Origin of the sequence: Cryobacterium glaciale (genome assembly GCF_004402535.1) — a bacterium.
Taxonomy (GTDB): Bacteria; Actinomycetota; Actinomycetes; order Actinomycetales; family Microbacteriaceae; genus Cryobacterium; species Cryobacterium glaciale.
On sequence record NZ_SOEY01000019.1, the window covers coordinates 64,476 to 88,987 of the forward strand.

General features: G+C 65.8%; 26 protein-coding genes. 7 read left to right on the forward strand and 19 right to left on the reverse strand.

Annotation, left to right across the window (positions count from 1 at the left end; translation table 11 throughout):
- Positions 1-232 precede the first annotated feature (232 nt).
- From E3O06_RS09560 to thyX, 10 genes are all read right to left on the reverse strand, one after another.
- Entirely contained in the window at positions 233-454 is a 222-nt protein-coding gene (locus E3O06_RS09560; protein ID WP_134503126.1) for a DUF3046 domain-containing protein, read from the reverse strand.
- 115 nt (positions 455-569) lie between these two features.
- Positions 570-878, reverse strand: coding sequence for a helix-turn-helix domain-containing protein (locus E3O06_RS09565; RefSeq protein ID WP_092111752.1), 309 nt, complete (start codon positions 876-878; stop codon positions 570-572).
- A gap of 155 nt (positions 879-1,033) precedes the next feature.
- Positions 1,034-1,594: a CinA family protein gene (locus E3O06_RS09570; protein WP_338144841.1), complete on the reverse strand. Its 561-nt coding sequence runs from the start codon at positions 1,592-1,594 to the stop codon at positions 1,034-1,036.
- Positions 1,587-2,180, reverse strand: a complete 594-nt coding sequence (gene pgsA / locus E3O06_RS09575; RefSeq protein ID WP_134503129.1) for a CDP-diacylglycerol--glycerol-3-phosphate 3-phosphatidyltransferase — start codon at positions 2,178-2,180, stop codon at positions 1,587-1,589. Before pgsA ends, E3O06_RS09570 begins: the two co-directional genes overlap by 8 nt.
- Before the next feature lie 3 nt (positions 2,181-2,183).
- The gene (locus tag E3O06_RS09580; protein WP_134503131.1) at positions 2,184-5,123 is read right to left on the reverse strand and encodes an FtsK/SpoIIIE family DNA translocase; all 2,940 of its coding nucleotides are present in this window, start codon (positions 5,121-5,123) and stop codon (positions 2,184-2,186) included.
- A 124-nt stretch (positions 5,124-5,247) separates the two neighbouring features.
- The gene (locus tag E3O06_RS09585) at positions 5,248-6,477 is read right to left on the reverse strand and encodes an ABC transporter permease (protein WP_134503133.1); all 1,230 of its coding nucleotides are present in this window, start codon (positions 6,475-6,477) and stop codon (positions 5,248-5,250) included.
- A complete protein-coding gene (locus E3O06_RS09590) occupies positions 6,474-7,169 on the reverse strand; it encodes an ABC transporter ATP-binding protein (RefSeq protein ID WP_134503135.1) in 696 nt (231 codons plus the stop codon). Before E3O06_RS09590 ends, E3O06_RS09585 begins: the two co-directional genes overlap by 4 nt.
- Complete coding sequence (locus E3O06_RS09595) at positions 7,166-8,224, reverse strand: permuted SH3 domain-containing protein (protein WP_174843218.1); 1,059 nt, start codon at positions 8,222-8,224, stop codon at positions 7,166-7,168. Before E3O06_RS09595 ends, E3O06_RS09590 begins: the two co-directional genes overlap by 4 nt.
- A 338-nt stretch (positions 8,225-8,562) precedes the next feature.
- A complete protein-coding gene (dapA, locus tag E3O06_RS09600) occupies positions 8,563-9,540 on the reverse strand; it encodes a 4-hydroxy-tetrahydrodipicolinate synthase (protein WP_092111788.1) in 978 nt (325 codons plus the stop codon).
- A gap of 44 nt (positions 9,541-9,584) precedes the next feature.
- A complete protein-coding gene (thyX, locus tag E3O06_RS09605) occupies positions 9,585-10,295 on the reverse strand; it encodes an FAD-dependent thymidylate synthase (RefSeq protein ID WP_134503349.1) in 711 nt (236 codons plus the stop codon).
- Between the two features lie 128 nt (positions 10,296-10,423).
- Between thyX and E3O06_RS09610 the strand changes: the two genes are divergently transcribed.
- The 4 genes from E3O06_RS09610 (at position 10,424) to E3O06_RS09625 (ending at position 12,854) form a co-directional block, all read left to right on the forward strand.
- On the forward strand, positions 10,424-10,894 hold the full coding sequence (locus E3O06_RS09610; RefSeq protein ID WP_134503137.1) for a TlpA family protein disulfide reductase: 471 nt from the start codon (positions 10,424-10,426) through the stop codon (positions 10,892-10,894).
- On the forward strand, positions 10,887-11,366 hold the full coding sequence (locus E3O06_RS09615) for a DUF4395 domain-containing protein (protein WP_134503139.1): 480 nt from the start codon (positions 10,887-10,889) through the stop codon (positions 11,364-11,366). Before E3O06_RS09610 ends, E3O06_RS09615 begins: the two co-directional genes overlap by 8 nt.
- A 154-nt stretch (positions 11,367-11,520) precedes the next feature.
- Positions 11,521-11,952 carry an OsmC family peroxiredoxin gene (locus tag E3O06_RS09620; protein WP_134503141.1) on the forward strand — a complete coding sequence of 144 codons (432 nt, stop codon included), beginning with the start codon at positions 11,521-11,523 and terminating at the stop codon, positions 11,950-11,952.
- Between the two features lie 11 nt (positions 11,953-11,963).
- Positions 11,964-12,854 (forward strand): TIGR01777 family oxidoreductase, encoded by an 891-nt coding sequence (locus E3O06_RS09625; RefSeq protein ID WP_134503143.1) that lies wholly within the window; start codon positions 11,964-11,966, stop codon positions 12,852-12,854.
- Between the two features lie 15 nt (positions 12,855-12,869).
- On the opposite strand, the gene E3O06_RS09630 is transcribed toward E3O06_RS09625, so the two are convergent.
- From E3O06_RS09630 to E3O06_RS09645, 4 genes are all read right to left on the reverse strand, one after another.
- A complete protein-coding gene (locus E3O06_RS09630) occupies positions 12,870-13,313 on the reverse strand; it encodes a tetratricopeptide repeat protein (protein ID WP_134503145.1) in 444 nt (147 codons plus the stop codon).
- Positions 13,310-14,077 (reverse strand): 4-hydroxy-tetrahydrodipicolinate reductase, encoded by a 768-nt coding sequence (gene dapB / locus E3O06_RS09635; RefSeq protein WP_134503147.1) that lies wholly within the window; start codon positions 14,075-14,077, stop codon positions 13,310-13,312. The genes E3O06_RS09630 and dapB overlap by 4 nt, the downstream gene beginning before the upstream one ends.
- Before the next feature lie 50 nt (positions 14,078-14,127).
- Positions 14,128-14,730, reverse strand: coding sequence for a histidine phosphatase family protein (locus tag E3O06_RS09640; protein ID WP_134503149.1), 603 nt, complete (start codon positions 14,728-14,730; stop codon positions 14,128-14,130).
- 64 nt (positions 14,731-14,794) lie between these two features.
- Positions 14,795-16,138: a M16 family metallopeptidase gene (locus E3O06_RS09645; protein ID WP_134503151.1), complete on the reverse strand. Its 1,344-nt coding sequence runs from the start codon at positions 16,136-16,138 to the stop codon at positions 14,795-14,797.
- Between the two features lie 213 nt (positions 16,139-16,351).
- Here E3O06_RS09645 and E3O06_RS09650 point away from each other — a divergent pair, with 213 nt between their 5' ends.
- Positions 16,352-16,942 carry a TetR/AcrR family transcriptional regulator gene (locus E3O06_RS09650; protein WP_134503153.1) on the forward strand — a complete coding sequence of 197 codons (591 nt, stop codon included), beginning with the start codon at positions 16,352-16,354 and terminating at the stop codon, positions 16,940-16,942.
- Between the two features lie 20 nt (positions 16,943-16,962).
- Here the strand turns inward: E3O06_RS09650 and E3O06_RS09655 are convergent, their stop codons facing one another.
- Complete coding sequence (locus E3O06_RS09655; protein ID WP_241980032.1) at positions 16,963-17,982, reverse strand: aldo/keto reductase; 1,020 nt, start codon at positions 17,980-17,982, stop codon at positions 16,963-16,965.
- A gap of 381 nt (positions 17,983-18,363) precedes the next feature.
- Here E3O06_RS09655 and E3O06_RS09660 point away from each other — a divergent pair, with 381 nt between their 5' ends.
- A complete protein-coding gene (locus E3O06_RS09660) occupies positions 18,364-19,977 on the forward strand; it encodes a peptide chain release factor 3 (RefSeq protein ID WP_134503155.1) in 1,614 nt (537 codons plus the stop codon).
- Positions 19,978-20,043: 66 nt separating this feature from the next.
- Here the strand turns inward: E3O06_RS09660 and E3O06_RS09665 are convergent, their stop codons facing one another.
- A complete protein-coding gene (locus E3O06_RS09665; protein WP_134503157.1) occupies positions 20,044-21,729 on the reverse strand; it encodes a ribonuclease J in 1,686 nt (561 codons plus the stop codon).
- Positions 21,730-21,992: 263 nt separating this feature from the next.
- Entirely contained in the window at positions 21,993-22,169 is a 177-nt protein-coding gene (locus E3O06_RS17550) for a hypothetical protein (RefSeq protein WP_166788170.1), read from the reverse strand.
- A gap of 296 nt (positions 22,170-22,465) precedes the next feature.
- Here E3O06_RS17550 and E3O06_RS09670 point away from each other — a divergent pair, with 296 nt between their 5' ends.
- The gene (locus E3O06_RS09670; protein ID WP_134503159.1) at positions 22,466-22,969 is read left to right on the forward strand and encodes a glutathione peroxidase; all 504 of its coding nucleotides are present in this window, start codon (positions 22,466-22,468) and stop codon (positions 22,967-22,969) included.
- Positions 22,970-23,058: 89 nt separating this feature from the next.
- On the opposite strand, the gene E3O06_RS09675 is transcribed toward E3O06_RS09670, so the two are convergent.
- Both E3O06_RS09675 and E3O06_RS09680 read right to left on the reverse strand, forming a co-directional pair.
- A complete protein-coding gene (locus E3O06_RS09675) occupies positions 23,059-23,841 on the reverse strand; it encodes an HpcH/HpaI aldolase/citrate lyase family protein (RefSeq protein ID WP_134503351.1) in 783 nt (260 codons plus the stop codon).
- Positions 23,842-23,978: 137 nt separating this feature from the next.
- Positions 23,979-24,485, reverse strand: a complete 507-nt coding sequence (locus tag E3O06_RS09680) for a MaoC family dehydratase (RefSeq protein WP_134503161.1) — start codon at positions 24,483-24,485, stop codon at positions 23,979-23,981.
- Between the last annotated feature and the right edge of the window lie 27 nt (positions 24,486-24,512).

Genomic DNA, 24,512 nt, shown 5'->3' on the forward strand with positions numbered 1-24,512 from the left:
TCGGGAAGACCCCGATGCCTGTTTCGACAAGGCAATTGCTGACTATCTCTGACAAATGCGACTGTACGCCGCACCCCCGACACTGGCCGAAGGCACGATCAAACGGTGCACGAACTGTCAGATTGTCCGCTGTGGAGGAGCCTATCAAAGCCGAACAGGTATTCGAGCATAATGCCGAAAAATTTGCGGCGTGTCGAAGTATCGGCCTAAGCGGGGTACTGACAGTGCGCTATTACCGAGGAGTCGGGATACCCGCGCCATACCAGCGGCTGCGCGGCACGTCGACCTCGACACAAAGAGCCAGCCAGACGTCGCGAGCGGGGACACCGGCGGCGAGGGCCTGGTCGGCGGTTCGACCGCCGAGCGGCGTGAGAACGAGGTCGCGGGTAAGTACCCGCCCGTAGGCGTCGCCGAACTCGTCCTTCATCGCGGTGCGAAATTCGCTCAGTCGCACGACACTCCTTCAAGCTGCCCTGACAGGCAGCGACTCCTGAAATGACAACCACCGCCGACACTCAGTGTCGGCGGTGGTTGGTGGTGATATGAATCCTGAGGATGCCGATTGGTGGCTAACGCACCATGAAGTCAGCATCGAACGTGGTGACGAAGTCGTCCGGTACCGTATCGGGGAACTGATCGATTCCCTCGATGACGGCGAGACGGTCACCAACTTCACGCATGATGACCGAAATTGGAGTATCCAGTGCGTCGGCGACAGAGGCGAGGATCTCTGAGGACGCCTCTTTCTGTCCTCGTTCTACCTCGCTGAGGTAGCCGAGCGCGACGCTTGCTTTGCTTGCGACCTGACGCAGGGTACGCCCCTTTTGCAGGCGGAAGTCCCTGAGCACATCGCCGATTTCCTGACGAACAAGAATCATCGGAACCTCCTTCTTATGCCTAATAACTTGAGCCCAAACTATCGGATTTTTAGTTGGTGCCTAGACTACGTCATTCATCTGACAAGCTGACACTAACCGGAAAACATTGGGCTTTGCTTGTGAATTCCTTCGATGTAACCAGCCCGTAACACGAACTATTCCGCGTCACCCTGCACTATCAGCGCACGCACAGCATCGACTGCCTGACGCACGGTTTCGGCGCGAATCTCGGCTCGATCACCGTGCAGGTGCAGCGGCACGGCCCAGGAACCGGTGCCCTTGGACAGGCCGATGAACACCGTTCCAGCCGTATGGCCCCCGTCCGGCCCGGGCCCGGCCACGCCCGTGGTCGACACACCGACATCGGCACGCACGTCGTTCACCGCGAGCAGGGTGCGCACGCCGCTCGCCATCTGCTTGGCGACGTCGGCGTGAACTGGCCCGTGCACGTTGAGCACGCTGCTGTCGACCTGGAGCAGGCTGCGCTTGAGTGCGGTGTCATAGGCGACCACTCCCCCACGCACGACAACGGATGCGCCGGGGATACGCACGAGTTCAGCCACGAGGAGGCCGCCGGTCAATGATTCGGCGACCGCGATGGTGAGGTGGCGCATGGTGAGTTCCGCGATCAGCTCGGCCGTCGCATCCGCTGGCTCGCATGAGTCCGCCGAGTGAGTAACGGGGAGTGAACCCGTGGCCGGCGTCGGGTCAGGCAATGTCGTGCTTTCGCAGTCGCCAGGCCGAGACGAGGTAGTCAAGGCCGGAGACCACGGTGAGCACGAGGGTGATGGTCATGGTGGCCGTGTTGAGCCAGTGCACCCACTCGCCGAAGACCAGCCAGAACGGGAGCAGGGCGAGCGAGATCGACACGGACTGGGACACCGTTTTGAGCTTGCCGCCGCGGCTGGCCGGAATGACCCGATCGCGCAGCATCACGAACCGGAACACGGTGATGCCGATTTCGCGCACGAGGATGACGATCGTCACCCACCACGGTAGTTCCCCGAGGATGGACAGGCAGACCAAGGCCCCACCGGTGAGGATCTTGTCGGCGATCGGGTCGAGGATTTTGCCGAGGTCGGTCACGAGATTGTGGCGGCGGGCGATCATACCGTCGATGCCGTCCGTGGCGATCGCGATGATGAACAGCACGGCGGCAGCCCAGCGCAGGGCCTCGTGGGCACCGTTGTCGGCGAGCAGCATCCAGATGAACACGGGAGCGAGCAGGATACGCACGACCGTGATCAGGTTGGGCACATTCCAGTTGCTGGGGCGGGCGACGGATGCTTGCGGTGCTGCCATGGTTCAGTCCCTGCCGGTTAGTTTCCAGGCATCCTCGTCGTCCTCGGTGCCGTCCACCTCAGGATACCCCTGTGACATTTTCTCGACCGGGTCATCGGCATAGCGCGGGTCGGGCGCCGACTCGGCACGTGAGGAATCGGACTGGGCCTTCAGGGCATGCTGCTCGTCGTCGGAGCCGCGCAGGCGAGCGAGCACGCTGGGCAGCTGCTCGGCATTGACGAGCACATCGCGCGCCTTCGAGCCTTCGGACGGGCCGACGATCTCGCGGGATTCGAGGAGGTCCATCAGGCGGCCGGCCTTGGCGAAACCGACGCGCAGCTTGCGCTGCAGCATCGAGGTCGATCCGAACTGGGTCGAGACGACGAGTTCGGCGGCGGCGAGCAAGACCTCGAGGTCGTCGCCGATGTCGGAGTCGATCTCCTTACGCGGGGCGACCATGGAGACGTCGGGCCGGTAGTCTGGCCGGGCCTGCATGGTGACGTGCTTGACGACCTTCTCGATCTCGTCTTCGGTGACCCAGGCGCCCTGCACGCGCACGGCCTTGGAGGCGCCCATCGGCAGGAACAGCGCGTCTCCCTGGCCGATGAGCTTGTCGGCGCCGGGCTGGTCAAGGATGACCCGGGAGTCGGTGACGCTCGTGACGGCGAAGGCGAGCCGTGAGGGCACGTTGGCCTTGATCAGCCCGGTGACCACGTCGACGCTCGGGCGCTGCGTGGCCAGCACGAGGTGGATTCCGGAGGCGCGGGCGAGCTGGGTGATGCGCACGATGGAGTCTTCGACGTCGCGCGGCGCGACCATCATGAGGTCGGCCAGCTCGTCGACGACGACGAGCAGGTACGGGTAGGGCTTGAGTTTGCGTTCGCTGCCGACCGGCAGCACGATTTCGCCGTTGACGACGGCCTTGTTGAAGTCGTCGATGTGGCGAAAACCGAAGCTCGCGAGGTCGTCGTAGCGCATGTCCATCTCTTTCACGACCCATTGCAGCGCTTCGGCCGCTTTCTTCGGGTTCGTGATGATGGGAGTGATGAGGTGCGGAACGCCAGCGTATGCGGCGAGCTCGACCCGTTTCGGGTCGATGAGCACCATGCGCACGTCGCTCGGCTTGGCGCGCATGAGCAGGCTCGTGATCATGGAGTTGACGAAGCTCGACTTGCCAGAGCCGGTGGAACCGGCCACGAGCAGGTGGGGCATCTTCGCGAGGTTGGCGATGACGAAGCCGCCGCCGACGTCTTTGCCGACGCCGATGGTCATCGGGTGAGTGGCGTTGGTGGCGGTGCTCGACCGCAGGACGTCACCGAGGGTGACGATTTCACGGTCGGTGTTGGGAATCTCGATGCCGATGGCGCTCTTGCCCGGAATGGGCGAGAGGATGCGCACCTCGTTGGAGGCGACCGCGTAGGAGAGGTTCTTGCTGAGCGCGGTGACGCGCTCCACCTTGACCCCCGGGCCGAGTTCGATCTCATACTGGGTGACCGTCGGACCACGGGAGAATCCGGTGACCTTGGCATCGACCTGGAACTGGCGCAGTACCTCGGTGATCGACTTGACCACGTCATCGTTCGCGGCTGAACGTGCCTTGGCCGGCGGTCCGGCGGTGAGAGTGGATGCCGCCGGCACGAGATACGGAATGGCCGGGTGTGGATCTGCCAAATCGGAATCGGCACCTGCGAGCGGCGGGAGGGCTGCACCGTCGGCGTCCACTGCCTGGCTCAATTCGGGGAAGACGTCGTCGAAGCCGGGCAGAACTTCGGTGTGGCCGGCCGGGTCGTCGGAGTGCAGGCCGGTGGACGGGCCAGTGCCGAGCTCGACTTCGCCGGTGAACCGCTTGACGGCGAGTTCGGCCTTGCGCAGGTCTTCGAGCACCTCGGTGCCGTAGTGGTCCCCTTCGAGCGGCGTGGTGTGGTCGGTGACCTCGGATTCGATGGCGCTGTCGAAGCCGCCGCGGGACTGGTTGCCGCCGAGCAGCACGCTCATTGGGTCAGCAGCGAGCGGGTCGGCTTCGACTGGGCCAGGTTTCGACTCGGTGCCGCTTTTTTCAACGGAGTAGGCACTGCCGAAGTCGGGGTCTTCCTCGCGCTTGCTGTTGTTGCGGCGCCACCACGGCAGCGCACCCTCCGGGCCGCCTTCGTCGTCGACGCCGTCGAGCTCGACCTGCGCGGTCTTTCCCGGCTTGGTACCCTTGATGGCTTTCTCGGCCGCTCGTTCTTCATCGTCGGTCAGCTGGGCGCCGAACAACCAATCGTAGAGTTCTCGGGAACGCTGGCCGATCCGGTTCGGCGGGGTCTTGGTGATGATGAACAAGCTCAGCAGCAACAACAGGATGACGACGATCGTGGCGCCGATCGACGTGGTCAGCAGAATCAGCGGAGCGGCAATCATCCACCCGATCACGCCGCCGGCCAGCGCGAGGGCCGGCATGCCGTCTTGCGGCTCTGGCTGCACACCGAAGATGTGGCACAGCCCCGAAATCGTCACGAGCAGAAGGCTGAGCCCGATGCCGATGCGGCCGTTGTCGTGCACGGAACTGGGCTTGCGAAACAGCCAGACGGAGAACACCAGCAAAATGACCGGCAGGGCGAAGGCGACCCGGCCGAACAATCCACCAAAGGTGTAGGCGTCGAGCTTCTGGGCGACGACGTCGTTGATCAGGAACCATTCGACGATGGCGCCCGAGATGGCGAGCAGCACGAGAAAGAACGGAAGCCCGTCGCGGCGTTCGTCTTTGGAGAGTTTTTCGGGGCCGAGCGCGCGGGCGGCGCCGCCGGTAAGGTGGGCCAGGCCCATCCAGGCGCGCGCGCCGAGGCTCGGTTTCACGTCGACGGCAGTGAACTTGACGGTCTTCTGCGCGGCGGTGCCGCCGCTGCGGGTTGCCGGTTTGCGCGCCGGGGCGCCCTTCGCTGCCGGAGTGCGGGCACGCCCGGTCGACTTAGTGCTCGTAGCCATGAAATAACGCTACCAAGCACCGACGACATTCCCCCGACCCCACGCCCACGGCCTGCCTGACTCGGCGGCCCGAGCGGCTGCGAAAGCCGGGCGGCGGAATCCGTTTGCGGCGTAGTGGACGGCATCAATAACGGATGGCGTCGATCACCTTCACCCGCACCGCGACCAGCGCCGGGATCAGCCCGGCAAGGGCACCGACAACGGTCGCGCAGACCAGGCCGAGAATGGCCGCTTCGACCGGGAACGGTGGAAAGTCGGTGACCTGGCCCTGGCTGATGAAGTCCTCGACGAACGGGCTCTTCACGATGAGCACGGCGGCGATCACGCCGACGATGCCGGCGACGACGGTCGCGACGACGCTTTCCATCATGACGGCGAAGAAGACCCGGGCCGCGGTCGCCCCGAAGCTGCGCCGAATCCCGATCTCCCGGATGCGCTGCTTGAGGGTGACCAGGGCGATGTTCACCAGGCCGAGTGCTCCGAGCAACAGCACCAGACCGGCGATAGCGCCGACCGTGAGCTTGAGGGAGAGGTAGGGGTCTCCGTCCTGGAACGCCGCGTAGTCCTGCCGGTTCACCTGAACGAAGGCATCGCTGCCCAGCGCACCCTGCACGTCGCGTTGCAGCGCCGTCACGAGTTGTTCGGATAGCTCGACCGGCACCCACAGTTCGTACGATGGCGGTCCGAATTGCTGCAGGTTCGGGTCGGTGACGACCGGGGTGATGGCGGTCAGCGCGTCGGCGAGCATGTACATCGCCGGTTCGGTCTCGTAGGAGAGCGCCGGGTAAACACCGGTGACGACGGCCGTCGTGCTGCGTTCACCGACCAGGGTCGTCGTCGGGTGCGTGCGCAGGTCCGGGCGTCCGAGGCGGTCCCAGAAGATGGAGTTGATGAGCACTGCGGGGGCCAGCCGGGTCTGGTCGGCGTCGGTGAACCAGGTGCCCTCCTCAAGGGTGATGCGGTGCATGGTCCCATACGGCGGGTCGACGCCGATAGTCTGCACCGGCACGGCACCGTCGGCGAACTGCACCGTCTGGCTGGTGTTGACGACCCGGCTGGCGTAGTCGATCTGGTATCGCTCGAGCGCCGTGCGCCAGATTTCGGGCATCGCGGTCGGGTTGGAGCCGTCGTTCATCGACGCCGACAGGTAGAGGCTCGCGGCGCGGCCTCCGGATCGTTCGCTCTGCTCGATGGTGGCCTGCTGGGCCACCCCGCCAAGCCCGACCACGGTCGTGATGGCGCAGACGGCCACGGCCACACCGATCAGCGACAGCATGACGCGGGTCTTGTGGATGCGCACTTCCTGCCACGCCTCGATGACCGCGCCCACGAGGTTACTCACGACACGCTTCATGCCGGAACCGTGCTGGTGGCCTGGAGCACGCCGTGGTCGAGCCGCAGGTGCCGGGTGGCGCGGGCGGCGATGGCCGGATCGTGGGTGATGGTGACGAGGGCTGCGCCGGATTCGGTGGCGACCTCGTCGATGAGGTCCATCACCGTTTCGCCGGTTTCGAGGTCGAGGGCACCGGTGGGCTCGTCGGCGAGGATCAGTCGCGGCCCGCGCACCAGAGAGCGGGCGATCGCCACGCGCTGTTGCTCACCGCCGCTCAATCGGTCGGGCAGCGAGCCGAGTCGGTCGCCGAGGCCGACCCGTTCGAGCATCTCGGTGGCGATGCGGACGCGCTGCCAGAATTGGCGACCCTCGGCGTAGAGCAGCGGTGTCATCACGTTTTCGAGGGCGGTGCGGCCCTGAAGCAGGTTGAACTGTTGAAAGATGAACCCGACCTCGCGTCCGCGCAGCCGGTCCCTGGCGCCCGAGGACAGCGACTGCACCGGGCGTTCTTCGAACAGCATGGTGCCGCTCGTCGGGTTGTCGAGCAGTCCGAGCAGGTTCAGCAGGGTCGTCTTGCCCGAACCGGAACGCCCGACGATCGACACGCGGTCACCCACGTCGACGTCGAGATCGACGCCGGAGAGAATCGTGAGCGGCGGCGCATCGATGAGCTGCACGGTGCGAGTCACGCCCTCGAGGTGCAGCAGGGTCATCTGGAGATCCCGGTGCTCGAGATGCTGGGTCCGAAGCATACTTCGCTGCCGTCGGGCTGAAGTTCGCAGCCCGATTCTCCGCCAGCGACGGCACCGGGCACGAACTGGTTGATCAGGTCACCCTCGACGAGCCCGTCGACGACCTGCACGTTGACGCCGTCGGTCATACCGAGCGTGACCGGGCGTTCCTCGGTGCCGCCGTCCGGCAGCACGTACCAGACGACGCCCGTTTCGGCGGAGCCCTCCACAGCGGTGGTCGGCACAACGAGCACGTTCTCGGCCAGCCCGGCGGCGATGGTGATCTGCGCGGCCAGGCCGGAGAAGACGGTCACTTCGGCCGGAATCGCGCAGGTCACGGTGGTGCCGCTCGTTCCCGTCTCTCCACCGGCCCCGCCGTCACCGCCGGCCTGGGCACCGGCCAGCGGAGTAGTGATGGTCAGGCCGGTGCAGGTGAACGGTGCCGGCCCATTCGTGATCGCAACGGATGCCTCAGTCGGCCTGGTCAGCAGCCGGTACTGCTGCTCGGGGCTGAGCGCTCCGCTCACCGAGAAGCTCGGTGGCGCGACCTGCCCGGTCGCGTCCCCAACGGCCACGCTCTGGCCGTGGATCACAGTGAGCGAGCTGAGGATGCCGGTGATCGGGGCGAGCACCTTGACGAAGGTGACCACCGGTTTGGGCTGGGTGATGGTGACGTTGCCATCGGCATCCGTTGTTTCGACGGGGTCCTTGATTGTTTCGACCCGGATGTCGTAGATCTTGTCGTCTTTGTTCACGGCCTGTCCGGCCGCCACGAAGATCTCGTCAACAGTGCCGATGGCGGTCGCCTTGACCGCGACGGCCGGGTCGGCGCTGACCGTGCCTGGCAGGGTCACGTCGTTGCTGATGGTGCCGAGGGCCACCGGAATCTGGGGTTCGACGATGACACCGGTCGGTTCGGCGGGGTTGCTGTCCACGGCATTGTCGGGGTAAAACGCGAGCTTCACGAGGGCCACCGCGATGGCCGCGATCACAATCAGCCGAAGGACGGGGAAAACCCATTTACGTGCGATGTTCACGAGACTCCCCACCCGGCTGACCGGACCTGGTCAAGCTCGATGGGCTGATCCTAGCGTTAGGTGCGCCTGCGTGTCGCTGTCCACCAGACGGCGTCGGCGGGGTCGACCAGCGCACCTCGCTGATCGAGGCACGAGCTTGCGAGCGATCGAGATCCCGCACGAAGCCAACGAACAGGTCTCGATCGCTCGTTCCTCGCGCCTCGACCAGCGGAACTCGTTCCTCGCGCCTCGCGCCTCGCGCCTCGACCAGCGAAACACGTTCCTCGCGCCTCGACCAGCGAAACACGTTCCTCGTGCCTCTACCAGCGAAGCTCGTGCCGCGAGCAGCCGGCCCGCCCCTAGCGCGTGGTACCGGCGACCTTGGGCAGCGATCCGCCGGCGGCCGCGTTGCGGTCCGGGCGGAAGTTGGAGAAGTCCACGCCGGGGATGTCCCTGACCAGCGACAATTCGTCTTCGATCTGGGCGGCTTCGGAGTCTTCAGGGCCGACCAGGGGCAGGCGCACTCGCGGGCTGCCGATGCGACCGAGTCCGTGCAAAATGTATTTCACGGCGACTGTTCCGGGAACGTGGGTCATCACGGCACGCACGAGCGGTTCCAGTTGCTGGTGAGCGGCTGTGGCTACCTTGAGGTCGCCACGATTGACAGCGTCGACCATGTGTCGGTACGGGGTCGCCGTGATGTTGCCGGTGACGCCGATCAGGCCGGTCGCGCCGATCGACAGGTGCGCCAGCACATTGGGGTCGTCACCGGAGAAGTACATGAGGTCGGTCTGGTTCAGTACCCGGCTGACCTGGGCGAAGTCGCCCTTGGCATCTTTGATGGCGAGGATATTGGGGTGCTTTGCCGCGCGCAGGATGGTCTCGTAGGCGATCGCTACACCGGTGCGACCAGGGATGTCGTAGAGGATGACGGGGAGGTCCGTGGCATCCGCGATCATGCGAAAGTGGGTGAGGATTCCGGCCTGCGTCGGCTTGTTGTAGTACGGGGTGACGATCATGTTGCCGTCGGCACCGGCCTTCTCGCTCTGCCGCGCGAGCTGCATGGCGTGCGCGGTCTCGTTCGAGCCGCCGCCGGTGATGATCTTGGCCCGGCCGTTCGCGACCGATTTGCCGACCTCGACCAGACGGATCTTCTCAGGGTCGGTCAGGGTACTCGTCTCACCGGTCGTGCCCGTGACGACGATGCCATCGGCACCGGCGTTGATGACGTCGTCGATGTGCTTCTCCACCCCGGCCCAGTCCACTTCGCCATCAAAGGTAAACGGGGTGACCAGCGCGACCAGCACCTGGCCAAAGGGATTCGTAGAGGTAGACACGAGGTACAGGCTATCGCTTCCCCGCCCGTCGCTCCGCAAACCAGTTACGGGGAGACTCGACCATTCTGGTTGAAGGCGGCGTGAGTAAGAGGCATGAGCTGCTCGAAGTGGGCCTCCATCTGCTCGGCGCACATCTCAATCTCGCGCTGCGGGAACGACGGGAACGAGGAGCCCTCGCGCTTGGTGCGCAGGCTGAGAAAGTTCATCAGCGAGCGAGCGTTGAGCGTGACATACATCGAGGAATAGATGTTGAGCGGCAGCACGATGCGGGCGACTTCACGGGCGACGCCGGCCTCAAGCATCCGCTGGTATGCCTCGTAGGCGTGAATTGCGGCGGCGCGAGTCTGCTGCTGCACGAGCGCGGTCTGCTCTGCCGAGCCGGGCAGAAAGTCGTAGGCGCCCGGCTTGCCGACCTGCACGAGATTGCGTTCGGCGGACGGCACGTAGAACACGGGGCCCAGCTCCCGGTAGCGCCCCGACTCTTCGTTATAGGACGCGATTCGGTGCCGCATGAACTCGCGGAACACGAAAATCGGCGCCCGCACATAAAACGTCATTGAGTTGTGTTCGAACGGCGAGCCGTGCCGGTCGCGCATGAGGTAGTTGATCAGCCCGCGGTCACGTTTCTCGTCGACCTCGCTCGCGGAGCCGTCGAGCTGGCTCTGTTCCAGGGTCTGCTCCCCCAGGGTCGACACCCGGGCGGCAAACAGCACGTCGGAGTCGTGGGCGCTCGAACGCACCAACTCCACGGTCATCTCAGATCGGAACTCAATTTCAGACACCGCCTCAGGCTAGCCGGTCTGTCGGCCGGATTGCCCCCGCGCGCCCGTAATCTGTCGTCACAGTCCACCGACCGGACCCGCACCCACGTAACGTCGACATCATGAACCCACTCGAAGCGATCGGACTGTTGTTCGCCCTGTTGGCTGCCACGACCGTTCTGGGCCTGGTCTGGCGGGCGCGCCAGGGGCGAGTGGCCTCGGTGGCCGGCGACATAATCACGCCAGCGGATGTCGCCTCGCCGACCGCGTTCGGCCCCGCCGCCACCCTGGTGCAGTTTTCGACCGAGTTGTGCGCGCGTTGCCCGGGTACCCGCCGTCTGCTGGATGCGGTGGCCGAGCAGCGCCCCGGGGTGGTGCACGTGGACGTGGATCTCACCCACCGCCCCGATCTCGCCAACCGGTTCGCCGTTCTGCAAACCCCGACGACCCTGATTTTGGACGGGTCCGGGCGGGTGCGAGCCCGCGTGGGCGGAGCACCCAGTCGAGCCGATATCAGCGCGACGCTCGATGCGATCACGCAGAACACCACCCGTCGCACACTCACCACCGCACCCGGGAGCTCACATGTCTAAGCCACCTCGCGCCCGGCTCGACCCGCGCGGGCCCCGCTTCGGCGCAAGCCTGACGGCCGTGCTGCTGCTCGTGGTCGTGTTCCTCTCGCTCACCGGGGCATCCGCTGCCGCGCTGACCCTGCTGGCAGCGATCACCGCGCTGTTCGCGTGGGGTGCACTGGCCGGCGCCGGTCGGCATCCGTATGGGGTTCTCTTCAAGAAATTCGTGCGGCCACACCTCGCACCACCAACGGAGCTCGAAGACGCGGCCCCGCCCACCTTCGCGCAGGGCGTCGGCCTGGCCGTGACCCTGGTCGGCCTGATTCTGGGCCTGGCCGGTGTACCCGGCGCTGTCGGAATCGCTGCGGCCGCCGCATTCGTCGCTGCCTTTCTAAACGCGGTCTTCGACTACTGCCTGGGCTGCCAGATCTACCTGCTGCTGGTGCGATTCGGCGTACTCAACCGGGGCCGCAGAACCGTCGGAAACGTCTGAGCCGCGCTCTCCACTCCGACCGGGACACGCCCGGCACACCGTCGGTTGCGCTCCCCGGGCGTGTCGGCTGGCTCTCAGGCAATTCCCAGACGAGACTCGTTCGTAGGGCAGGTAGGACGGTTAGGGTGGAATCCAATCACCTGGAGGTAACACCATGCCCACGACGCTCACCAGTGAAGCAACCACCGTCTGGACCGGCGATCTTCCGACCGGTTCAGGCACGGTCACCCTCGATTCTTCGCACGCCGCCGAATTCTCGGTGAACTGGAAAGCCCGCGCTGAAGGCGTCTCCAACACCACCAACCCCGAGGAACTCCTCGGTGCCGCCCACGCAGCCTGCTTCTCGATGGCCCTCGCCGGAGTGCTCGGCAAGGCCGGCCACAGCCCGGAAAATATTCAGACCACCGCCGCCGTCACCTTCGCGGCCGGCACCGGCGTTATCGGCAGCCATTTGCTGGTCAGCGCAAAGGTCCCCGGCCTGTCCGAGGCCGAGTTCGAGGCCTTCGCGCAGGACGCGAAGGAGAACTGCCCAATCTCGAAGGCACTCGCGGGAATTCCCATCACCATTGAGGCCGAGTTGGCCTAGGCCACCCTTCTATGCGCGTTCTGATCGCCGGAGCTTCCGGCCTCATCGGCCGGGAACTGAGCCGTCAACTCGCCGCAGCCGGTCACACTCCCGTGCGGCTGGTACGTCGGGAAGCCCTCGACAAGAACGAAATCCGGTGGGACCCGGCCGCCAACGCCCTGGATGCCCGCGTCCTCGACGATATCGACGCGGTCGTCAACCTGTCGGGGGCCTCCCTCGCACGGCTCCCGTGGACGTCGAGCTATCGCAAAGAAATCCTGAATTCTCGCCTGTCGGCTACCCGCACGATCACCGATGCGCTGGCCAGGGCGGCCACCCCGCCGAGAGTGCTGCTGAACGGCTCTGCCGTGGGGGTCTACGGTGACCGCCCCGGGGAGATCCTGAGCGAGACATCCGCTGTGGGAACAGATTTTCTGGCCGACGTGGTGACGCAGTGGGAAGCCGCCGCTGCGCTCGCGCCCGAACCGACTCGGGTCGTCATGCTGCGCACCGGCCTCGTCCTCGCCAAGGGCGGTGCTTTGAAACCGGTACTGCCACTGGCGAAACTCGGTCTGGCCGGACCACTCGGCGGCGGTGCCCAGCACTGGGCCTGGGTGAGCCTGCACGACGAAGCTGCGGCCATCGTGCACCTGCTGACCTCGACCCTCTCCGGCCCGGTCAATCTGGTCGGGCCGACCCCTGCGACGTCCAACGACATCATTCGGGGACTCGCCACCGCGCTTCACCGACCCTTCGTTCTGCCGGTCCCGAAGCCGATCCTGACGCTCGTGCTGCAGGACGCTGCGCGCCAGCTGCTGCTCGCCGACCAGCAGGTCAGCGCCCAGAAACTGCTCGACGACGGGTTTGAATTCTTCCATCGCACGCCGGCCACCGCGATCGCCTGGATGCTGCGCCAGCCATAGCCGGCCGGCCAGGGGCTACTTCGGCGTGCGCTCGAGGGCGATCGCGGTGCGAATGGCACCACGGGCGCGCTTGCGATCGCCGGACGCGTCGTAGGCCAGTCCGAGCCGCAGCCAGGCGTGCCAGTTCTCGGGTTCGGCTTCCACCTCGGCCTGCGCGGCCGGAAACTGCTCGTCGGCGGCATCCCGGTATGGGCGACCGCTCGGGCGCACCGGCAGGTCGGCGGAGGGAAGCCCGCCGAGATCGTCGAGCTGACGCACGAGCCGTTCCGAGCGGATGCCGAACGCAACCTCCCGGGCGAGGGCCCAGAATCCGATCAGCGGCAGGATGAGGAGCGCGAGCCCGATGGCGATGCCGATCGGCTCACCGCTCTGGACGAAGAGTACTGCGCGAACTCCGACCAGCACGAGATAGAAGACCAGCAGCACCGCCATGACGACGACGGCGATCTTGCCCTTCATTTGGAGGCTCCTTCGGTGGCAGCGGGCGTACCGAACCCCAGATCCACGATCTGGTCGAGGCCGACCGTCACTCCCGTCGCCGTCCGCGCAGCTCGGAGAGCGAGCAGAATGCCGCTCTCATAGGCACTCGGGGACAGCGTGTTGTGGCTGATCGTCAGGGTTTCCCCGGTGCCGCCCAGAAAGACGTCCTGCCGAGCGAGCAGGCCGGACAGGCGCAGGCTGTGCACGGGCACGCTCGAGACCTGCTGGCCGCGGGCGCGCTGGTCGGTATGTGGTGCCGAGACGGGGCCCAGTTCGGCGCGCGCCCGGCCGATCAGTTCGGCGGTGCGCACGGCCGTGCCCGACGGTGAATCGACTTTGGAGGGCTGATGCGCTTCAACAATTTCGATGGAGTCGTAGAACCGGGCGGCGAGGGCCGCGAATGCCGTTGCCAGCACCGACCCGATCGAGAAGTTCGGAATAATGATGACGCCGGTATCGTCGCGGCCGTCCAGCCGCCGGGTAAGAGCGTCGATGCCGTCCTGGCTCCAGCCGGAGGTGCCGACGAGCACCCGCACACCGTGCTCGGTCGCAAAGTCGACGACGTCACGACTCACGTCGGGGCGGGTCAGATCGACGGCGATCTGCGCGGGCAACATCTCGCTCAGCTCACTGTGGGAATCGAGCCTGGCGACGACGTCGAAGCCCTCGGTCCGCTCGATCAGGTCGGAGACCAGGCGGCCCATCTTGCCCGTTGCGCCAATGATGGCCACCGTCGTTGTCATGAAACCAACCTACCAATTAATCGCCCCGTCACTTGCCCGCGCCCGACCGTTTAGAACATCAGGGGTTCGGGCAGCCCGGTGCGCAACTCGACCGGCAGGTGGCCGAGATCGTTGTGGGTGACGAGTGTCCAAGGTCGCCCCGGCTTCTGCTGCAGCACGGTCAGGCCGCAATTTGCCTGGTTGATGCCGACCCAGCGCCAGTCGGGGGCCCCGAGCACCTCACGCACAAACCAGGCGATCACGAAATTGTGGGTGATCAGCAGATCGTGCCGCTGGCTGCGCCGTGGCTGCAGAAATTCGGCGACCGCGTCTTCCATCTGCGCACGTCCCGCCGCGATCTCATCGTCAGTGACCGAGCCGAAGAACGGGTCGTACGCCGATGGCGTTTCGGCAGCCCGGCCGGAGGGAATGCAGTCGAAGAGCAAGGCCGACGGCTCACTCTGCACGGCCGGCAGCCGTTCCGCCATGATCTCCGCAGTTTCGGCGGCGCGCTGGAGCGGCGAATGCCAGGCCCCGGTGAACGGCACCCCGCTGAGGCGGTCAGCAATCAGAAGCGCCTGGCGCTTACCGCGCGGCGAGAGCGGGCCGTCGTGCAGGCCGTGTTCAGCATCCTGCTGCTCGCCGTGGCGTACCAGGTAGATGTACTGGGGCATCATTGTCCATTTCACAGTTCAGAACCCGGCCGGGCCGGATGGTGCAGAAGCGGGGGGCGGCCGGTCAGCCGGGGAGGATGGCCGCGAAGGCGTCGTCTTCCAGGGCTCCGACGGCCGAGATCGACAGGGCACCGCCGGCCAATTCCGCGGCCAGTTCCTGCACGTCGGTCGCGGTGACGAGCGCGAGTCGGCGCAGGGCTTCGTCGAGGTCGGCGAACTCACCGAGGGTGATCTCGGAGCGACCCAGCCGGGACATGCGGGTGTCCGAGTCCTCCAGTGCGAGAGCGGATGCTCCACTCAGCTGGCCGGACGCCCGCTGCATCTCGTCGGCGGTCACGCCGCCATCAGCCAGGCGGTGCAGTTCGCTGACCATGAGCTCGGCCACCTGGCCGGCCTTGGCTGGTGTGCACCCGGCATACATGCCGAACAGGCCGGCGTCGGAGTAACCGGGCGCGAACGAGTAGACCGAGTAGGCCAGGCCGCGCTTCTCCCGCACTTCCTGGAACAGGCGGCTCGACATGCCCCCGCCGAAGATGGAGGTGAGCACGCTCATGGTGACTCGGCGGTCATCGGTCGCCAGCAGGCCGGGCATGCCAAGCAGCAGATTCGCCTGCTCCAACGGGCGTTTGACGATGGTCACGGCCTGGCCCTGGTGAATCTCGGCCGGCGCACCATTACGACGACTGACCGGGGTCTGGGGAATGCTGAGGTCCCAGCCGGCACGCTCGAGGGCTCGGGTCACAGCGGCGACGAGCTCGTCGTGGTCGACGGCACCGGCGACCGTGACGACGAGGTCCTGGGGGCGATAGTTGGCCTGATAGTGCTCCCACACGGCCGTGCGGGTGGCACCCCGAATGTCGTCGGCGCTGCCGCCGATCGGGCGGCCGAGCGGATGCTTACCCAGCACGGCTTCGAAGAATCGCTCGTTGGCGACGTCGGCCGGGTCGTCGTCGGCCATGGCGAGTTCCTCGAGAATGACGCCGCGCTCGGTTTCGAATTCATCGGAATCCAGTTTCGAAGAGGTCAGCATGTCGGTGAGAACGTCGATGGCCATGCCGAGGTCGCGGTCTTGCACCTTGGCGTAATAGCAGGTGTATTCCTTGGCGGTCATAGCGTTGTGTTCGCCGCCGACCGCGTCGAACGAAATCGCTATGTCAAGGGCAGAGCGTGTTGGCGTTCCCTTGAAGAGCAGGTGCTCGAGAAAGTGGGTGGAACCGAAATGGCCCGGTTGCTCGTCGCGGGACCCGACGGCGACCCAATAGCCGATGGTGAGGCTGCGGGCACCCGGTACCTGCTCGCTGAGGACGCGCACCCCGCTCGGCAGGACGGTGCGACGCACGAGGGCATCGCCGGCGGCCCGAAACGAGAGTTCGGCCTGGTCTAGGGGAAAGTCGACTGCACCGTTCATATCATCCACCACCTTACAAGACCAGATCCGGACGCCCGTCGCGGGCGTCGCAACACCGCGAGCCACCCCCAGTTTGGCCGGAATAGCCCGTGCAGCGGCATCCGACAGACTGGTCTGTCTAGGGTGTGTTACAGTCTGGATGCCGACCGGAGAATACCCCCGGATTTGCGCTCATCTGGGGCCGATTACTGCCCCTCAATCAAGGAGTGCCGCATGACCACGCTGACAGCCGAGGCCGTTCGGCCGGCGACCCACGCCAAGGTGCGTATCCTCGCCACCGCCGACCGCCTGTTCTATACCGAGGGTGTTCACACCGTGGGTGTGGACCGCATCATCAGCGAGTCCAAGGTCACCAAAGCCACGTTCTATAAGTACTACCGCTCGAAAGACGCCCTCATCGTCGTCTACCTGCAGGGCCGGGACCGTCTCGCCCGCGAATTTCTCGCGAGCCTCGACACCCGGTATGACACTCCGGAGCAACGACTGCGTGGCGTCGTCACCGAGATCTCAGCCCAGGTCATTCGAGAAGGCTTTCATGGCTGCCCGTTCATCAACGCGGCCGCCCAGTTCACCGACCCGGCCCACCCGGTGCGCCAGGCCGTAGCTGCACACCGCGACTGGTATGGCCGCTCGATCGAGGACATGTTCCGGGGCATGGGCCACGCCAGACCCGGCGACGCCGCCGACGACTTCTTCCTCGCCAGGGACGGCGCCTTCGCCGGCGCCAACCTCGGCGACCCGATCGGCGCTCACACCGCCCTGCTGCGCGCCATCCAGCGTGTGCTCGACGAGTCGGGCGACTAGCGCACGCCCAGGTCGCTGGATCAGTAGGCGGACACCCGGTCGAGGTCGAGCAGGTCATTGCGACCGAGACGGATGCTGGCCGCCACGATCAGGGACTGCACCTGATCGGCTCGGCCGGCGCCAGCCACCGGCGCTACCACGTCGGGTCGGGCGAGCAGCCAGGCGAGGGCAATCGACGCTGGCTCCGCCCCTTGGGCGGCGGCGATGCGGTCCACCACGGCGAGCACCCGCAGCGAGCGACGGTTGAGGTAGACCGCGGCGAGCTGCCCGCGTGCGGTACCGGCGGCATCCGCTTTGGTGCGGAAGGCGCCGGCCAGAAAGCCGTGCGCGAGGGCGAAGCCGGGCATGAGGGCGAGGTGTTGGGCGCGAGCCACGACGGCGACGTCTTTTTCGAGCTCGGCGCGGTGCACCAGGTTGTAGGGCGTTTCAGCGGCGACGAACTTGGGCAGGCCGAGGGCCGAGAGCACCCGGGCCTCCATGAGCCGTTCCGCGGAGAAATTGCTGGCACCGAGATAGCGCACCTTGCCGGCACGAACGAGAGCGTCAACGGCAACGAGGCTCTCTTCGAGGGCCACGGTCTTGTCATCGAAGTGAAAGTAGAGCAGGTCGAGATAGTCGGTGCCGAGCCGCACGAGACTGGCTTCGACCGCGGCCACGATGCTGCGTTGGGTCAGCCCGGGATTGTCGAGATTGCGACCGATCTTGGTCGCCACCACGGTTTCTGCGCGGGTACCGCGCGAACGCAGCCACGACCCGATGATCACTTCACTGCGCCCGGCGGCAAAACTGTCGGCGGTGTCGAGAAAATTACCGCCGAGGCCTCGGTGCGCGTCGAGAATAGCGTGCGAGGCTTCACCGGTCGCCGTCCAGCCGAAAGCGTTACAGCCCAGAGCCAACGGATGCACGCGCAGCTCGGTTCCCGGAATCTGACGCCGCATCGGATCAGCGCTGACCGTTGTCTCGGCCTGCTCGGCCTCGGACAACCCGACACGGTCGATCGACATCGCATCGAGAGAGGACGAGACAACTTGTCGGGTCATCGTGCACTCCTCCCGGTGGTTTTCCCGGTCAGTCCCCTGCCGGGTTTTTCATTCGCAAACTGCTCTTGGCCCGACCTTAGGCGAGGCCACCGACATTTCCGGGCGGCACGCTAAACCGTTACCAAAACGTACGCCGGCTGCGACGGAACAGGAGTGGCGACCGCTGGCCGAATGTCGGTACGCGCCTGATTTGTTAGACTGGCCGTTGCGCGAGTCGGCGCTGGCCGAATGTCGGTACGCGCCTGATTTGTTAGACTGGGCGTTGCGCGAAAAATGGGCCGAGTGTGCAGGTGCACATCCGCCCTGGGCCGCCGGTTGTCGAATCTTCTGATCGATTTGCCGGCGAGGTATCCTGCCCGAACCAGCCGCAGGAAAGCAGCCATGACCACCGTCGCCGACGTGCCCAACCCCCAGGTTCCCCGTGAGGCTCTGCGTCGCCGCACCTTCGCCGTGATCTCCCACCCCGACGCCGGCAAGTCCACCCTGACTGAAGCCCTGCTCCTGCACGCCCGCGCGATCACCTCCGCCGGCGCCACGCACGGGAAGGCTGGCCGCAGCGGCACCGTCTCGGACTGGATGGAGATGGAGAAAGCCCGTGGAATCTCGGTGACGAGCGCCGCGATCCAGTTCGAATACCACAACGCTGTGATCAACCTCGTCGACACCCCCGGCCACGCCGACTTCTCCGAGGACACCTTTCGGGTGCTCTCCGCAGTGGATGCCGCGGTGATGCTCGTCGACGCCGCCAAAGGCCTTGAGCCGCAGACTATGAAGCTGTTCGCCGTCTGCAAGCAGCGCGGACTACCCGTCATCACCGTCATCAACAAATGGGACCGCCCCGGCGACACTCCCCTGGCCCTGATGGATGAGATCCAGACCCGCACCGGGCTGCTGCCCACCCCGCTGAATTGGCCGGTCGGTGAGGCCGGCGACCTGCGCGGCGTGCTCGATCGCCGCTCCGGCGACTTTCTGCGCTACACCCGCACCGCCGGCGGCGCGACCGTGGCCGAATCGGTGCGGCTGGATGCGGCCGAGGCGGCAATCGAGGAAGGCCCGGCGTGGGCATCCGCTGTCGAAGAATCTGAGCTTCTCGACGCGGAATCGCAGAATCACGACTCCGAACTGTTCCTCGACGGGCAGACCACCCCGGTGCTGTTCTGCGCCGCCGTGGCGAACTTCGGGGTGCAGCAACTGCTCGACACCCTGGTTGAGTTCGCGCCGCCGGCCGAAGCCCGCATCGATATTGACGGCAACCCGCGCACGGTCACCTCGCCGTTCTCGGGGTTTGTGTTCAAGGTGCAGTCCGGGATGAACTCGGCGCACCGCGACCACGTGGCCTTTGTGCGGGTGTGCTCCGGCGAATTCCGCCGCGGCATGATCGTGACGCACGCCGCGACCGGCCGGCCTTTTGCCACCAAGTACGCCCAGCAGCTGTTCGGCAAGGAACGCACCGTCACCGACCAGGCCTGGCCCGGCGACATCGTCGGGCTCGTGAACGCCTCGGCACTGCGCGTGGGCGACTCGATCTTCGAAGATGAGCGGGTGGAGTTTCCGCCACTGCCGCTGTTCTCCCCCGAACACTTTCGAGCGATTCGCCCGGTGGACAGCAGCAAGCACAAGCAGTTTCGCCGCGGCATCGACCAGCTCGACCACGAGGGCGTCATCCAGGTGATGCGTTCCGAGGTGCGCGGTGAGCAGGCGCCGGTGCTCGGCGCGGTCGGGCCGATGCAGTTCGAGGTCGTCGAAGACCGCATGGTGCACGATTTCCACGCTGACATTCGCATGGAATCGCTTCCCTACCAGGTGGCCCGCAAAACCGACAAGGAGAGCGCGCTCGTGCTCGCCGGAACCCGCCAGGTGGAAGTCTTCACCCGCTCGGACGGCACGCTGCTCGCCCTGTTCAGCACGCCGTGGCGGCTGCAGGCCATCGCCAAGGAGAACCCGAAGCTCGTGCTGATCGACATTGCGAACGCGACCGCCGACGACTTCATGTAGCCGCTGTGATTAACCAGAACGGCCGCATCCTCGCAGAGGATGCGGCCGTTCTATTGGGTGCAGCGGTTACGCGTCGACCACCACGGAGGTGATGACGGGGCTGCGACGGTACTTGCGGTTCATCCAGCGGCTCACGGACTGCGTGAACAGGTCCTCGAGCTCGGCGCCGTCGACGATCTTGATGCGGTTCGCGGCCTTCATGGCCTCATCGATGACCTTGGTGGCGCCCTTGACCCACTCGTCGTCGTGCACGAATCCGCGGGCCAGGAACTCGACCGGCTCGGAGAGCGTGCCGGTCTTGGCGTTGAGAATTCCGAGGATGGTGATGGTGCCGTCCTCGGCGAGCTTGCGACGGTCCTCCATCGCGGCAGTGGATGCCCCGCCCACGGTCATACCGTCGACGAAGATGTAGTCGGCGACAACGCGGCCGGTGACCTTGGCGTGACCGTCGACGAGGTCGACGACGACGCCGTCTTCCACGACGATGACGTTTTCTTCGGGAACACCGGTCGCGATGGCGAGGTCGGCGTTGGCCGTGAGGTGGCGCCATTCACCGTGGATCGGCATGACGTTGACCGGCTTGACGATGTTGTAGCAGTAGACGAGCTCGCCGGCGCTCGCGTGGCCGGAGACGTGCACCTTGGCGTTGCCCTTGTGCACAACGTTGGCGCCCCAGCGGATCAGGCCGTTGATGACGCGGTAGATGGAGTTCTCGTTGCCGGGGATCAGCGAGCTGGCGAGCAGCACGGTGTCGCCCTCGCCGATCTTGATGACGTGCTCACGGTTGGCCATCCGCGACAGCGCTGCCATCGGTTCACCCTGCGAACCGGTGCAGATGAGAACGACCTTGTCGTCCTTCATCCGCTCGAGCGCCTTCATGTCGACGAGCAGGCCCTTGGGAATGTTGAGGTAGCCGAGCTCGCTCGCGATGCCCATGTTGCGCACCATGGAGCGGCCGACGAAGGCCACCTTGCGGTTGTGCTTGACGGCAGCGTCGATGACCTGCTGGATGCGGTGCACGTGACTGGCGAAGCTCGACACGATGATGCGCCGCGGGGAGGTGCGGAACACGGTGTCGATCGCCGGTCCGATGTCCTTCTCAGCGGTGGTGAAGCCGGGAACCTCGGCGTTGGTCGAGTCCGTCATGAACAGGTCGACGCCCTCTTCGGCCAGACGGGCGAAGGCACCGAGGTCGGTGAGGCGCTTGTCGAGCGGGAACTGGTCCATCTTGAAGTCGCCGGTGGCGAGCACGAGGCCGGCTTCGGTGCGGATGGCGATGGCGAGGCCGTCGGGGATGGAGTGGTTGACGGCGATGAATTCGAGGTCGAACTGGCCGATGGTGCGGCGCTCGCCCTCCTTCACTTCGATGAAGTTCTGGCTGAGGCGGTGCTCCTGCAGCTTGGCGGCGAGGAAGGCCAGGGTGAGCTTGGAGCCGACGACGGGAATGTCGCCGCGTTCCTTGAGCAGGTAGGGGACGGCGCCGATGTGGTCTTCGTGGCCGTGGGTGAGCACGATGGCCTCGATGTCCTGCAGGCGGTCGCGAATGGCGGTGAAGTCGGGCAGGATTACGTTGATGCCGGGCTGGTTGTCTTCGGGGAAGAGAACGCCGCAGTCGATGATGAGCAGCTTTCCCTTGTGCTCGAAGACGGTCATGTTGCGGCCGATCTCGCCGAGACCTCCGAGCGGGATGATGCGCATGCCGCGAGCCGGCAGTGCCGGCGGAGTGCTCAGGTCGAGGTAGTGGTTATTCATGAATCTCATTTCGTTGTCTGCGGTACTGCATGTCCAGGTGTGTGGGGACCGAGCACGGGCATGCGAAGCCGACGAGGAATACTCAGGGGGCTTCAGCGCGCATACGCGTACCTCGTGTCGTGCCTGGCGGGCAAGCAAAATACCGGCCAGATACCCCCTTAGTCTACCGATGCCGGAACGATCGGCGTTTTCGGGCACGAAAAGAGGGACCCTCGCTTGGCGGAGTCCCTCTCTGGTGCCGCTTCACGCGGCCGGGCCGTAGGCTACGCGGCGCTGCGCCCGGCCGTGTTCGGCTTCGGTGACACATACTCGCCGGCCTCGAGGTGTTGAGCGGTTCCACTGACGTAGCCGGTGGCGGTGATGGCACGACGAACGTCGTGCGTGACGTACTCGTTGGCCGTGGTGGTGCGTGTGGCGGACTTTGACACGTAGGAATTCATGGTGCTCCTGATGCGATTGTGACAAGCGGATGCCGACGGCTGGCCACGCTCGATCGTCGGAGCATCTGCACTGGGGCAGGTCTGCAAGGGACGGATTCGAGTGAAACGGGGTGATGGCCCGGTCGGCGGGAACTGCGCTGCGCCGCGCGGGCTGAGAAATCCGGATCCGCTAATGGACCGCCATGATTTCTGAACTGAGAATAGACTACGCGAGCACGCCACCCATTTGGGGGAAATTCACGATCTACACAGGTCCCGTGCAGCCAGCACGGAGACTCGATCGATAAATTCTTCGAATGACTCTTTCTGCGCTGCACGATATTCCCCTCACTCTCATCGACGGAACAGAAACAACTTTTGGTGCCTTTGACGGGAAAACGGTGCTTGTCGTCAACGTGGCGTCGAAGTGCGGCTTCACCCCGCAGTATGCCGGCCTGGAGGCGCTCTACCAGCGCTACGCCGACGACGGCCTGGTCGTGCTCGGCCTGCCGAGCAACCAGTTCATGGGTCAGGAACCCGGCACCGAAGAAGACATCGCCCAATTCTGCGGTATGACCTACGGGGTCACCTTTCCGATGACGGCCAAGGTCGACGTGCGGGGCAAGCACCAGCATCCGCTCTATGCGGAGCTGACGAAATTCAAGCAGGGCCTGCTGCCCGGCCTGATCAAGTGGAACTTCGAGAAGTTCCTGGTGACACCCACCGGTGAAATCGTTGACCGCTTCGCCTCCTCGGTGGAGCCGGAGTCGGCCGAGATCGTCGACGCGATCGAAAAGGTCCTGGCCGCCAAGGCCGCCTGACCCGCGCGCTTTTTCTTTCCGGGCCCGGGCCCGGAAACTGGGCCCAGGACAGATCATGGGCCCAGTTTCCGAAGGTGGGCCCGGCGAAGTCAGAGCGCGGCTCGGCGCAGCACGGCCTCCGCGTGCCGCAGCACCGGGCCGTCGATCATGCGGCCCTCGTGCTGGAAGACGCCGCGAGCAGTCGCGGCGGCCTCGAGCAGTCCGAGGGCGTAGTCCACCTCGGCGGCGGTCGGTTGGTAGGCGGCACGAATGACCGCTACCTGGCTGGGGTGGATGCAGGCGGTGGCGGTGAAGCCGCTCGCGACGGCATCCGCTGCCTCGTCGTGGAGCCCGGCCGTGTCGGTGATGTCGAGGTGCACGGCGTCGATGGCGGCCTTATCGTGGGCACCGGCCGCGAGCAGCACCAGTGAGCGGGCCTGGCGCGCGACGTCACGATAGCGTCCGTCGGCGAGGCGGCTGGAGGTGCCGCCGAGGGAGGCGACGAGGTCTTCGGCGCCCCACATGAGCGCGACGACGTTGCGTTCGGCGGCGATCTCGGTTGCGGAGATCACGCCGGCGGCAGTCTCGCACAGGGCAATCACCCGAAACGCCGCGAGCCGTTCGACCTGGCCGGCGCTGATGGTCTTGGCGAGCATGACGTCGTGGTATTCCGTGCGCTCGAGCGCGGCCAGGTCGAGCGCGAAATCGTCGGTGTCGGACGGATTGATGCGCACGATCGTGCGGGACGGGTCAAGCGGATACTCGATCAACGCCCGCCGCGCCGCCGCCCGGTCTGCGGGCGCGACGGCGTCTTCCAGGTCGAGGATGACCGCATCGGAGCGCTCGGCTGCCTTCGCGTAGCGCTCGGGCCGGTCGGCCGGGCAGAACAGCAGGGCCGGACCGAGGGTGAACGGTGCCGGTGTGAACGGACTGAGGCCGGCCGGTCTGTCGTCGAACGGGTCGGGGCCGGCCGGATCACCGTACTCATCGAAGGAGCCCTGCTCGAACGGGTCACCGTCGAACGGGCCGCTCACTGGGCGGCTCCCTGGCACCAGACCAGGACCGTGCGCACGGCCGTGCCGACGACGACACCGTACTGGTTGCGTCCGGTGTGTTCGAGGGTGATGATGCCCTGACCCGGCCGACTCTTCGACAGTCGCTTGTCGGTGACGATGGTCTCCGAATAGAGGGTGTCGCCGTGATGCAGCGGATGCGGAAACGTCACGGCCGAAAACCCCAGGTTCGCCACGATTGTGCCCTGGGTCAGTTGCGCGACCGAGCTGCCCACCATGGTGGAAAGGGTGAACATGGAGTTGACCAGGCGTTCGCCGAACGGCTGGGTGGCCGACCACGCTGCATCGAGGTGTAGGGCCTGCGTGTTCATGGTCATCGTCGTGAACAGCACGTTATCGGCCTCGGTCACCGTGCGGCCGGGCCGGTGCTGGTAGAGCGCCGAGAGGTCGAATTCCTCGAAGTAGAGGCCTCGCTGCAGGGTCGGACGGCGCTCGCCCGCTGGCGTGTCTGGGGTATCGGGCATCCGCTTCTCCTCGGTCTAGTCGTGCGT